Origin of the sequence: Thiohalocapsa marina (genome assembly GCF_008632335.1) — a bacterium.
Taxonomy (GTDB): Bacteria; Pseudomonadota; Gammaproteobacteria; order Chromatiales; family Chromatiaceae; genus Thiohalocapsa; species Thiohalocapsa marina.
In genome coordinates, this window is the sequence record NZ_VWXX01000015.1 from 1 (window position 1) to 12,260 (window position 12,260).

Genomic DNA, 12,260 nt, shown 5'->3' on the forward strand with positions numbered 1-12,260 from the left:
GCGGATAAGCGAAGCGCATCCGCCGTTGTGGCCTGTGGCGGATGCGCTTCGCTTATCCGCCCTACCGTGCATCCGTGTAGGTTATTTCTGAATCGTGCCTTATTGGACTGTTACGTTAGCCGTCCCCGTAATCTTCGCCATTGGGGGCGCGGCACGGGATGGTCGTGCCGGGCCCCGTGTCGCGGGGCTTGGGGTGAGCTCTGATTACAAACTCAGGCTACGAACTCAGACGACTGTGGCGAGGATTTCACGGGTTCGCTGGGCCGGCAGGCGGGGTCCCAGGTTGGTGACCAGTTCTGCCGAGGCGGCGGATGCCAGGGTACCGGCCTTCTTGTGGCTCCATCCCTGAGTGAGTCCGTACAGGAAGGCGCCGGCGAACATGTCGCCGGCGCCGACAGTGTCCACTGCCTCGACCTTGACGGGCTCGATCTCGAGGAGTTGCTGTCCGTCCCAGACCAGGGCGCCATCCGGCCCGCGGGTGACGGCGAATTCCCTGGCGATGGTCTTCAGGTAGGCGATGGCATCGTCCAGGCTGTCGGTGTCGGCCATGCCCATGGCCTCGTGCTCGTTGGCGAAGACCAGATCCACACCGTCGCCCAGCATCTCCTGCAGTCCGGGCTTGAAGAAGCGGACCATGTTCGGGTCCGACAGTGACAGCGCCGTTTTCACGCCATGGCGCTCGGCGGCCCGGCGTGCTTCGATGGCGGCGACACGGGCGGTGTCGGAGGTGACCAGGTAGCCCTCGGTGTAGAACCACTTGGCGGCGCGGATGGCGTCGACGTCCAGCTCGTGCACCGACAGGTTGCCGCTGATGCCCAGATAGGTGCACATGGTGCGATCGGAGTCTGGCGTCACCAGGACCACGCAGCGGCCGGTGTCGCCCTGTTCCAGAAACTCGTCGCTGACGCTGGCGACGCCCCCGGCCTTCAGGTCATGCATGTAGAAGCGCCCCAGGTCGTCATCGGCCACCTTGCAGGCGTAATAGCCGCTGCCGCCGAACTGGGCGAGGGCGATCACGGAATTGGCCGCCGAGCCGCCGGAGCCCCGCTGGTGGTGGCGCTCCTGCAGGTGTTTCATGATGCGCAGCTGGTGGGCCTCGTCGACCAGGGTCATGACCCCCTTGTCGATGTTGAGATGGGCCAGATCCGATTCGCTGACCTCGTATTCCATGTCGACCAGGGCGTTGCCGAGTGCGTAGACGTCGTACTTGCTCATAGTGCTCCCGTGGTGTTGTTCAGGTACGCCCATTGTCGCAAATGTCGTGCCCCTCTGCGCCGCGGTCTGGTGCGGGGCCGCTTCACCAGCCGCGAAAATACCAGCCATTGTTCCAGTCCGGGGGGATCCGGCTGCCGGTGCCGGAAGCAGGGCCGGCAGCTGGGTCGGGAGCAGAGCCGCCAGCCTGACCGCTCGCCGGACTGGGTAAGGTATTGAGTGCAGGATCGGGCACGGGCAAGCCTGTCACCGGGTCTGTCGCACCCTGGAGACCTGCAGGCGGGGCCGTTGGGCCGATCGGCGCGTTCAGCGGGGGGCTGACCGGCGGACTACCGGGCCGATTCATGGGTGAGTTCATCCAGGGGCCTTCGTTCAGGAACAGCCAGCGGTCGGCCTCGAACTGTTCGCGTCGCTCCTGACGACGACGCTGGAATGCCTCTTCGCGCGCCTCCTGCTGGGCGCGTCGCTGGGCCTGCAGTGCCAGGCGCTGGGCCCGGACCTCCTCCAGCCAGCGCGGACGGCTCGCGGCTATGTCGGTCGTGGACGGTTCAGCCGCTTCGGATCCGCCTGCTGCCGGCCTGCTCGGGACAGCGGCGGGCGTGGCATTCTCGGCGGCGTCGGCCAGGGACAGGCCCAGCAGTGGCAGGGCCAGCAGGCAACCCCGAACGCAGGCCGAGCGGCGGGTGGCAGAGGGGGGCAAGACGGAGAACAGGGATCGTGGGCACATGGGGCGCCTCGACTGCAGAAATCAGCGAAACCCTTTTGGTAAAACAGTCAAGCGCTAGAGTCAAACATTTGTACGCAAGGGGCTGACATGGATCTATCGCCGTTCCGCACATGATCTCGGGTCTCGCGGGCTGGGTGTCGGCCGTCGCGGCACGCCCAGGGTTCAGGTCCGTTCCTTCTGCTCCAGCTGCTTGTGCTCCAGGCGCTGGTGGATCTGTTGTCGCAGGCAGGTCAGGGCCTCGGCGCAGGTGATCGGTTGCGCGTCCTGGGTGGAGATGAAGAAGATGTCGTCCACCTCGGCACCGACGGTGGCGATCTTGGCGCTCTGCAGGCGGATGTCGCACTGCTCGAACACGGAGCCGATCTCCGCCAGCAGGCCCGGTCGGTCGAGGGTGGTCAGGCGCATCATGGTGCGGCGGTTGTGGGATTCCTCGGTGAAACTGACGCGGGTTTCGGTGGGGAAATGGTGGTGCTGGCGCGGTAGCCGCCGGGTCACCCGCGGGGCGTCCTCGTCGGGCTCGCGCAGCGCTTCCAGCAACAGGTCGCGGATCTCGTCGCTCTCGACGCCATACTCGATGGGCTTCTGGTCCGGCCCCAAGACCTGGAAGGCATTCACGGCGATGCCGTCGTCTGTGGTGGTGATGCGGGCATCCATGATATTCAGCGCGTGCTGGTCAAGCAGTGCCGTGATGCGCACGAACAGGTTCTTCTCGTCGCGGGAGTAGATGAAGACCTCGCTGCAGCCGCGGGTCGCCACCGGGCGGATCACCACCAGTGGCAGGTCTTCCGGTCCGGCCGTCAGCATCTGCCGCGTCTGCCAGGCGATCTCCTCCGGCGAACTGGGGGCGAAGAATTCGATGCCGAAACGGCTCCAGAGCGCGCGGCAGTCTTCGGCGTCGATGCCGTCGAAGGCCAGCAGTCGCATGGCCTCGCGCTGTTTCTGCTCCACCAGTTCGTCCTGCGCCTGGGGGTTTTCCAGCCCCCGCGCCAGGGCGCGGCGCGTGGCCTGGTAGAGATCGCGGAGCAGGGCGTTCTTCCAGGAGTTCCAGCGCTTCGGGTTGGTGGCGCGGGTGTCGGATACCGTCAGCAGATACAGGTAGTCCAGACGGTTGGTGTCGCCAACCTGTTCGGCAAAGGCCTGGATCACTGCGGGATCGGAGATGTCCTTGCGCTGGGCGGTCATCGACATCAGCAGGTGGTGCTGCACCAGCCAGGCCACCAGGCGGCTGTCGAACTCGCTCAGATAGTGCATCTGGCAGAAGTCCCAGGCGTCGCGGGCACCCAGGACGGAATGGTCGCCGCCGCGTCCCTTGGCGATGTCGTGGAACAGCCCTGCCAGGTACAGCAGTTCGAGCTTGGGGATGCGGTTGGCGATGGAACTGCACAGCGGGAACTCGCCGATGTGATCCGGCACGGTGAAGCGACGCAGGTTGCGTAACACCCGAAGCGTGTGCTCATCGACGGTGTAGACATGGAACAGGTCGTACTGCATGCGCCCGACGATGTTGGCGAAGGCGGGGATGTAGGCCGCCAGCACGCCATAGCGATTCATCCGCCGCAGGGCGTGGGTGACCCCCCGGGGACAGCGCAGGATCTCCATGAACAGGCTGCGTGCCCGCACGTCTTCGCGGAAATCGTCGTCGATCAGGTGGCGATGCTCGCGGATCAGGCGGATGGTGCTGGCGCGGATGCCCCTGAGCGACGGGTTTTGCTGCAGCACATGGAAGACCTCGAGCAGGGCGATGGGCCAGCGAGCGAAGACCTGCGGATGCGTCACCTCCAGGTAGCCGCTGCGGCTCTGGAAGCGCTTGCTGATGGGCTGCGGCGGGCCGAGCTGATCGTGTAGCAGGATGGCCTCCTGGAACAGCTGCAGCAGCATTTCGTTGAGCCGGTTCAGCTCCACCACCGTGCGGTAGTACTGCTGCATGAACTGCTCCACCGCCAGGTTGTCGTCCTCGTCGCTGAAGCCGAGTGCATCCGCCAGGGTGCGCTGGTAGTCGAACAGCAGGCGGTCCTCGCGCCGACCGGCAATGCGGTGCAGTGCGAAGCGGATGCGCCACAGCAGCGCCTGGCCGTCCACCAGGGTCATGTACTCGGTCTCGGTCAGGAAGCCGTGCGCGACCAGCTCGTGCAGGGAATCGGCACCGAAGTGGCGCTTGGTCACCCAGGCAATGCTCTGGATGTCCCGCAGGCCGCCCGGATTTTCCTTGATGTTGGGCTCCAGGTTGTACGCGGTCTCGCCGAACTTCTGCCAGCGGGCGCGCTGCTCGGCGCATTTGGCCTCGAAGAAGGCGTCGCTGGGCCAGATCCGGTCCGGCCCGGTCGCCTTGCGCATGGCCTCGAACAGTGCATGCCGACCGGCCAGGAACCGGGCCTCGATCAGGTTGGTGATGATGGTGACGTCGTTGCGGGCCTCCTGCTGACACTCGTCGACGGTGCGCACCGCATGGCCGATCTCCAGACCGATGTCCCACAGGAAGGTGACCAGGGCGGACAAGGTGTTGCCGAGGCCCTCGCCGTCGGCCGGATCATCCGCCACCAGGATGAGCAGGTCGATGTCCGAGGCCGGGTGCAGTTCGGCGCGGCCGTAGCCGCCCACCGCCACCAGGGCCGCCGGTGCGCTCGGCGGCAGGAACCGCTGCCAGGCGCTGGTGATGATCAGGTCTGTCAGGGCGCTCAGTTCCGCAACCAGTCCGGCGATGGAGGCCCCCTGGGCAGAGCGCGTCAGCAGCTGCTGCTTGCCTGCCTTGAGCGCGCGCTTGAACAGCGGGACCGCGTCGGCGTCAGCGGCCTCGAGCAGTTGCTGCGGGGCGATGCCGAGGGCGTCTGCGTCTGCCGTCGGTTCGGCCACCGGCAGCGGGGCCGGCAAGGGCCGCATTCCCGGTGCGATGCCGGCCTTGGGCGCGCGCGCTTCTGCCTCGGCTGCGGGCGACGTACTCATGCCGCAGCGCTGTCGATGCGCTCCTCATTGCGCAGGGTGAGGATCTCGCTGCCCCGTTCGGTCACCAGGATGGTGTGTTCCCACTGCGCGGACAGGCTGCGATCCTTGGTCACCACGGTCCAGCCGTCCGGCAGCACCTTCACATGCCGCTTGCCGGCGTTGACCATGGGCTCGATGGTGAAACACATCCCCGGCTCCAGCACCACGCCTTCGCCGGGCTTGCCGTAGTGCAGTACCTGCGGCTCCTCATGGAACTCGCGCCCGATGCCGTGGCCGCAGTATTCGCGCACCACCGAGAATTTGTGCCCCTCGACGAAGCGCTGGATGGCATGGCCGATGTCGCCCAGGGTGGCCCCCGGCCGCACCTGGTCGATGCCGATCTGCAGCGCCTGCCGGGTGACCTCCACCAGCCGGCGCGCCAGCACCGACGGCTCGCCGACCAGGAACATCTTGCTGGTGTCGCCGTGGAAGCCGTCCTTGATCACGGTGACGTCCACATTGACGATGTCGCCCCGCTTCAGACGCTTGTTGCCGGGGATGCCGTGGCAGACCTGGTTGTTGACGGAGGTGCAGATGGAGCGCGGGAACCCCCGGTAGTCCAGCGGGGCCGGGATGGCGCCCTGTTCCTCGACGATGTAGCGATGGCAGAGGGCGTCGAGCTCGTCGGTGGTGACGCCCGGGCGGACATGGGGCCCGATCATCTCCAGGACTTCCGCTGCCAGGCGCCCGGCGCGACGCATTTTCTCGATCTCTTCTGCTGTCTTGATGTGGATGGCCATGATGTCTCGTGTCTGTCGCCTGGGCTGGGTTGTGCGTCGGCTCGGTGGATGGCGGCTCCGACCGCCGGCCGCCGAATGGCTCGCCATTGATCGAATCTGGCCTGTCATGGTATGCTGTTCGGCTGTGGACGGCCATGTGCGGCCCGGGTTCGGTAGATGATCTGCCAAAATACCCGTCTGCGCGATGCCGGCTCCGACCCTGGCCATTCCCAATCTGCCGACGCCAATGCGGCGTTACAATAGCAGATGCCGGACTGGTGGTGGGCCTGGCGCCGCTCGGCCGACTGCATTCCAAGCCACACACGTGCCGGCACATGCAGCCGGGTGCCCGGACGCCGTCCCAGGGATGGCTTCGGGGTTGCTGCATGGGGTGCGTGGAGGTCCAACCCATCAATCTAAGGTACGAATCGATGTCTGATGTCTCCATGCGGCAGATGCTGCAGGCCGGTGTTCACTTCGGCCACCAAACCCGTTACTGGAATCCGAAGATGGCCGCCTACATCTTCGGCCAGCGCAACAAGATCCATATCGTCAATCTGGAAAAGTCGCTGCCGCTCTACCAGGAGGCCATGAGCTACCTGGGCAAGCTGGCGTCCAACGGCGGGCGGGTGCTGTTCGTCGGTACCAAGCGAGCCGCCCATGACGTCATCCGCGAGCAGGCCGAGCGCTGCGGCATGCCCTATGTCAACCATCGCTGGCTCGGCGGCATGCTGACCAACTTCAAGACGGTGCGCCAGTCCATCCAGCGCCTGAAAGACCTCGAGGCCATGTTCGAGGACGGCAGCATCGAGCGCTTTGGCAAGAAGGAGGCCCTGACGCTGTCGCGCGAGCGCGAGAAGCTCGACCGCAGCCTCGGCGGCATCAAGAACATGGACGGGCTGCCGGACGCGATGTTCGTCATCGATGTCGGCCACGAGAAGATCGCCATCTCCGAGGCCAACAAGCTCGGCATCCCTGTGGTCGGCGTGGTGGACACCAACAACGACCCGAGCAAGATCGACTATGTGATCCCCGGCAACGACGACGCCATCCGTGCCGTGCGCCTGTACATCGAAGGCGCCGCGTCGGCCATCCTGGACGGCCGCCAGACCGCCGCCGCGATGGCGGGCGGTCGCATGCCGATGGATGAGGTCGAGCCGGCCTCCGAGCCAGTCTCCGAGCCGGCCGCCGCCCAGTAGGCAGGCCGCTGCGGGCCCAGGCACCCGCCGGCACCTGTGCGGACCCCGTGCGAAGCGGGCTCCCCACGGGTGCCGGCGGGTGCGTTTCCCGGCGCGGATTCGTGTCTCTGCACCCGTTTTCCATTCATTCGTTTTTTTTAATCAACAGTTTTCTGGAGTTTCCCATGGCGATATCAGCCTCCCTGGTCAAGGAGCTGCGCGAGCGCACCGGCGCCGGCATGATGGAGTGCAAGAAGGCCCTGGTCGAGACCGGCGGCGACATCGAGGCGGCCATCGAGGCCATGCGCAAGTCCGGCCAGGCCAAGGCCGCCAAGAAGGCCGGCCGTATCGCCGCCGACGGCATCGTCGAGCTGCGCATCAGCGATGACGGCAAGCGCGGCGTCATCGTCGAGATCAACAGCGAGACCGACTTCGTTGCCAAGGACGACAACTTCGCGTCCTTTGCCGCGGCGGTGGCGGACTGCGCGCTGGCCTGCGACGCGACGGATGCCGACGCCCTGGCCGAGCAGCCCATGGCCGGTGACGCAGGTACTGTGAATGCCGCCCGCGAGGCGCTGATCGCCAAGGTGGGCGAGAACGTGCAGGTGCGCCGGCTGGTGCGCTTCGACCAGGCCCAGGGCGCGCTGCACAGCTACCGCCACGGCGTGCGCATCGGCGTGATGCTGGACATGGTCGGTGGCGACGCAGACCTGGGGCGCGACATCGCCATGCATATCGCCGCCACCAACCCGCTGTGCGTCAGTGCCGACGAGGTGCCGGCGGAGGCCCTGGCCAAGGAGCGCGAGATCTTCCGTGCCCAGGCCCTGGAGAGCGGCAAGCCCGAGAACATCGTCGACAAGATCATCGAAGGGCGCATGCGTAAGTACATGGAAGAGGTGACCCTGCTGGGCCAGGCCTTCGTCAAGGATCCCGACCAGCAGGTGGGCGATCTCTTGAAAAAGGCCGGCGCAAGCGTGGTACGCTTTGCCCGGATCGAGGTTGGCGAAGGCATCGAGAAGAAGAGCGAGAACTTCGCCGAAGAGGTCCAGGCCCAGGCGGGCATGCGCAACGACTGAGACCGCCGGCCCCAGTCTATAAAGATAGCTTCGTTCTCTTGCACCGACGGTAACCCTGATCCACCCGTGACCCAAGGCACCTACAAGCGAATCCTGCTCAAGCTCAGCGGCGAGGCACTGCTCGGCCAGGCCGAGTCTGGTATCGACGCCGGTCTGCTGGCCCGCCTGGCGGCCGAGGTCGCCGATTGCGTGACCGGCGGCGCGCAGGTGGGCCTGGTCATCGGCGGTGGCAACCTGTTTCGCGGTGCCGGCCTGGCGGCGGGGGGCATGGATCGCGTCACCGGCGACCAGATGGGCATGCTGGCGACGGTGATGAACGCCCTGGCCATGCAGGATGCGCTGGAGCGCGCCGGTGTGCCGGCCCGGGTCATGTCGGCGCTGCGCATCGACCAGGTCTGCGAGGGCTTCTCCCGGCGCCGGGCGGTGGAGCATCTGCGGCGCGGCCGGGTGGTGCTGTTCGCCGCCGGTACCGGCAACCCGTTCTTCACCACCGACTCCGCGGCCAGCCTGCGGGCGGCGGAGATCGGGGCCGATCTTCTGGTCAAGGCGACCAAGGTCGACGGCATCTACTCCGACGACCCGATGCGCAACCCCCAGGCCCGCTTCTACAAACGCGTGACCTACGAGCGGGTGCTGCAGGAGCGGCTCGGGGTCATGGACACCACCGCCATCGTGCTGTGCCGTGATCACGGCATCCCGCTGCGGGTCATGAACATCTACACGCCGGGTGCGCTGGTGCGCGCCGTTGCCGGCGATGACATCGGCTCCCTGGTGGAGCCCGGGCCGAGCTGATGGGAGCGGCCTGATGGGACCGGCGTTATGGGCACCAGCCTGATGCGAGCAGCTTGATGGGAACAGCTTGAAGGGAACAGAGAGATGATTGACGACATCAAACAGAGCGCTGCCGAGCGCATGGGCAAGAGTGCGGACGCCTTGCGGCATGAGCTTGCTAAAATCCGCACCGGACGCGCCCATCCGTCGCTGCTGGATCACTTGAAGGTCTCCTACTACGGCAGTGACGTGCCCATCAACCAGGTGGCCAACGTCGCGGTGGAGGATGCCCGCACCCTGACCGTGACCCCCTGGGAGCGCACCATGGTGCAGGCGGTGGAGAAGGCCATCATCCAGTCCGACCTCGGCGTGAATCCCAATACCGCCGGTACCGTCATCCGGGTGCCGATGCCGCCGTTGACCGAGGAGCGGCGGCGCGACCTGCAGCGCATCGCCCGGCACGAGGCGGAGCAGGCCCGGGTAGCAGTGCGCAACATTCGACGCGATGCCAACAACGATCTCAAGGACCTGGTGAAGGAGAAGATGATCTCCGAGGACGACGAGCGTCGCGGCCAGGAGATCGTGCAGAAACTGACCGATCAGTTCATCAAGGAAGTCGAGCAGATCCTGGAAGAAAAAGAAGCCGACCTGATGGCGATCTGATCCGTTTTCAGTCAAGACGGATCCTGCTCCTGTGACCAGCGACACCCCGGGCAACGACCCCAGCGACGCGCGCAAGCGGGTGCCCGAGCACGTCGCCATCATCATGGACGGCAACGGCCGCTGGGCACGCCGGCGCGGCCTGCCGCGCACGGCGGGTCACCGCGCCGGCGCCAAGGCGGTGCGCGCGGTGGTTGAGGAGAGTCTGGCCACCGGTGTGCGCGTGCTGACGCTGTTTGCCTTCAGCAGCGAGAACTGGCGCCGCCCCCGACAGGAAGTGGACGTGCTGCTGCAACTGTTCATGAGCACGCTGCAGACCGAGGTCCGGCGGCTGGTGGAGAACGACGTGCGCCTGCGCATTCTCGGCGACCGTTCCGCCTTCTCCGAGCGCCTGCAGCGGCAATTTGCCGAGGCCGAGCGCGCCACGGCAGACAACCGCCGGCTGACGCTGCAGGTGGCAGCCAACTACGGCGGCCGCTGGGACATCACCCAGGCCACGCGCGCCATCGCCGAGGACGTGGCCGCCGGCCGGCTGCGTCTCGATGACATCGACGAGGCCGCCATCTCCTCCCGGCTGTGCGTCCCAGACGTACCCGACCCCGACCTCTTCATCCGCACCGGCGGTGAGAAACGCATCAGCAACTTCCTGCTCTGGCAGTCGGCCTATGCCGAGCTCTACTTTTCCGATCTGATGTGGCCGGAGTTCGACGCCACCGCCTTTGCCACGGCGCTGCAGGACTTCGCCCGCCGACAGCGGCGCTTCGGGCTGACCGGCGAACAGATCGCGGACCAGGCCGGGCTGGCCGCGGGCTGAGGCGCCGACCCCGATGCACGCACCCGGAAGCCCTGCCTCATGACCCTTGCCGTCTCCCTGAAGCAGCGTCTGATCACCGCCGGCCTGCTGGCACCGGTGATCATGCTCTGCGTTGTATTTCTGCCCACACCCGTGTTTGCGCTGGCCCTGGCCGGGGTCATTGGCGTCGGCGCCTGGGAATGGGGCCGGCTGGTGGGCGTGCCGGAGTCCGCCGGACGGGCGGCGCACGTACTGCTGGTGGTGGCGGCGATGGCGCTGTTGTGGTTCGTGGTGCCGCCGGCCTGGGATATCGCTCTGCTGGCGCTCGGGGTGTTGTGGTGGCTCGGCGCCACCGCTACCCTGGCGCTGACCCGGCAGATCGAGCCGGCCCGTGGCCTGCAGCCGGCGCTGATCCCGACGGCGCTGGTGGTGCTGGTGCTGCCATGGCTGGCGATGGTCCGGCTGCATGGCCTGGACCTGCCGCCTGACGGCCTTGCACAAGCCCAGGGGGGTGGGCGAGCAGGGCAGGGGCCCTGGCTGGTGCTGGCCCTGATGATGCTGGTATGGCTGGCCGACTCGGCGGCCTATTTCGCTGGTCGCCGCTGGGGGCGGCGCAAGCTGGCGCCGATGCTGAGCCCCGGCAAGACCCGGGCCGGCGTCTATGCCGGCCTGCTCGCCGCGGCGCTGTGGGGCGCCTTGGTGGGGGGGCTCATGGGCCTGCGGCCCACGGCCCTGGCGGCGTGGGTGCTGTTGTGCGCCGCGGTGGCGGCCCTGTCGGTGGTGGGCGACCTCTACGAAAGCCTGCTGAAACGGCGGCGGGGGCTCAAGGACACGGGTTCGCTGCTGCCGGGACACGGCGGCATGCTCGATCGCATCGACAGCTTTACCTCGGCGGCGCCGCTGTTCGTACTCGGCGTCCTCTGGCTGGAGAACGTTTGAATGAACGACAGCACCAATGGGATCTCAATCCTCGGCTCCACCGGGTCCATCGGCATCAGCACCCTGGATGTGGTGGAGAGGCACCCGCAACGCTTCCGCGTGGTGGCGCTCAGCGCGCATCGCAATGTCGAGCGCATGGCAGAGCAGTGTCGGCGCTTCTCGCCGGCCTATGCGGTCATGGTCGACGCGGCGGCTGCCGACGCCCTGCGCCAGGCCTTGGCCGATATGCCCCGGCCGCCGGAGGTGCTGAGCGGGCCCGAGGCGCTGGAGACGGTGGCGTCGCTACCTGAGGTGGACTACGTGATGGCGGCCATTGTCGGCGCCGCCGGCATGATGTCCAGCCTGGCGGCGGCCCGGGCCGGCAAGCGCCTGCTGCTGGCGAACAAGGAGGCCCTGGTGGTGGCCGGCGCCATCCTGATGCGCGCCGCTGCGGACAACGGCGCTACGCTGCTGCCCATCGACAGCGAGCACAATGCCATCTTCCAGTGCCTGCCGGCGACCTACGCCCAGGGGCTGGCGGCATCCGGCGTGGAGCGTATCCTGCTCACCGCCTCCGGTGGTCCGTTCCGCGACGCCGCGCCGGAGTCGCTGGCCGCGGTGACGCCGGAGCAGGCCTGTGCGCATCCCAACTGGAGCATGGGCCGCAAGATCTCGGTGGACTCCGCCACCATGATGAACAAGGGCCTTGAACTGATCGAGGCCTGTTGGCTGTTCAATACCGCGCCGGAGCGGATCCAGGTGGTGGTGCACCGCCAGAGCGTGATCCATTCCATGGTGCAGTACAACGACGGCTCGGTGCTGGCGCAGCTTGGCAACCCCGACATGCGCACCCCCATTGCTCATGCCCTGGGATGGCCCGAGCGCATCAGTTCCGGCGTCGAGCAGTTGGACCTGTTCCGGGTGGCGCAGCTGGACTTCGAGCCCCCGGCCCCGGAGCGCTTCCCCTGTCTGCGCCTGGCCTATCGTGCCGCGGCCGACGGCGGCACCGCCCCGGTGGTGCTGAACGCCGCCAACGAGGTGGCGGTGGCCGCCTTCCTGGACCGGCGTATCGGCTTCACCGACATCGCGCGGGTGGTGGAACGGACCATGGACCGGCTGCCGCCGGAGGCGGTTGACCTGTCCGGGCTGGGGCATGTGCTGGAGGTCGACGGCCGGGCGCGGGCGGTTGCGGAACAAAGCGTTGCCGACGGGGTCTGTTAGCGCACG

At 67.1% G+C, this 12,260-nt stretch carries 11 protein-coding genes; 7 read left to right on the top strand and 4 right to left on the bottom strand.

Going from position 1 to position 12,260, the window contains the following annotated elements; all coding sequences use genetic code 11:
- Positions 1-225: 225 nt before the first annotated feature.
- The 4 genes from F2Q65_RS10775 to map form a co-directional block, all read right to left on the bottom strand.
- A complete protein-coding gene (locus F2Q65_RS10775; RefSeq protein ID WP_150093220.1) occupies positions 226-1,215 on the bottom strand; it encodes an adenosine kinase in 990 nt (329 codons plus the stop codon).
- An 82-nt stretch (positions 1,216-1,297) separates the two neighbouring features.
- On the bottom strand, positions 1,298-1,939 hold the full coding sequence (locus F2Q65_RS10780) for a hypothetical protein (protein ID WP_150093222.1): 642 nt from the start codon (positions 1,937-1,939) through the stop codon (positions 1,298-1,300).
- A 162-nt stretch (positions 1,940-2,101) separates the two neighbouring features.
- On the bottom strand, positions 2,102-4,816 hold the full coding sequence (gene glnD / locus F2Q65_RS10785) for a [protein-PII] uridylyltransferase (protein WP_150093354.1): 2,715 nt from the start codon (positions 4,814-4,816) through the stop codon (positions 2,102-2,104).
- 59 nt (positions 4,817-4,875) lie between these two features.
- On the bottom strand, positions 4,876-5,658 hold the full coding sequence (gene map, locus F2Q65_RS10790) for a type I methionyl aminopeptidase (protein WP_150093224.1): 783 nt from the start codon (positions 5,656-5,658) through the stop codon (positions 4,876-4,878).
- A 410-nt stretch (positions 5,659-6,068) separates the two neighbouring features.
- Between map and rpsB the strand changes: the two genes are divergently transcribed.
- The 7 genes from rpsB (at position 6,069) to ispC (ending at position 12,254) form a co-directional block, all read left to right on the top strand.
- A complete protein-coding gene (gene rpsB, locus F2Q65_RS10795; protein ID WP_150093226.1) occupies positions 6,069-6,836 on the top strand; it encodes a 30S ribosomal protein S2 in 768 nt (255 codons plus the stop codon).
- Positions 6,837-7,000: 164 nt separating this feature from the next.
- On the top strand, positions 7,001-7,891 hold the full coding sequence (tsf, locus tag F2Q65_RS10800; RefSeq protein WP_150093228.1) for a translation elongation factor Ts: 891 nt from the start codon (positions 7,001-7,003) through the stop codon (positions 7,889-7,891).
- A gap of 66 nt (positions 7,892-7,957) precedes the next feature.
- Positions 7,958-8,683, top strand: a complete 726-nt coding sequence (gene pyrH / locus F2Q65_RS10805) for a UMP kinase (RefSeq protein WP_150093230.1) — start codon at positions 7,958-7,960, stop codon at positions 8,681-8,683.
- Between the two features lie 84 nt (positions 8,684-8,767).
- The gene (frr, locus tag F2Q65_RS10810; protein ID WP_150093232.1) at positions 8,768-9,325 is read left to right on the top strand and encodes a ribosome recycling factor; all 558 of its coding nucleotides are present in this window, start codon (positions 8,768-8,770) and stop codon (positions 9,323-9,325) included.
- Between the two features lie 31 nt (positions 9,326-9,356).
- On the top strand, positions 9,357-10,136 hold the full coding sequence (locus F2Q65_RS10815; RefSeq protein ID WP_281291021.1) for an undecaprenyl pyrophosphate synthase: 780 nt from the start codon (positions 9,357-9,359) through the stop codon (positions 10,134-10,136).
- A 39-nt stretch (positions 10,137-10,175) separates the two neighbouring features.
- Positions 10,176-11,054: a phosphatidate cytidylyltransferase gene (locus tag F2Q65_RS10820; RefSeq protein ID WP_150093234.1), complete on the top strand. Its 879-nt coding sequence runs from the start codon at positions 10,176-10,178 to the stop codon at positions 11,052-11,054.
- Positions 11,055-12,254, top strand: a complete 1,200-nt coding sequence (gene ispC, locus F2Q65_RS10825) for a 1-deoxy-D-xylulose-5-phosphate reductoisomerase (protein ID WP_150093236.1) — start codon at positions 11,055-11,057, stop codon at positions 12,252-12,254.
- Positions 12,255-12,260: the final 6 nt, after the last annotated feature.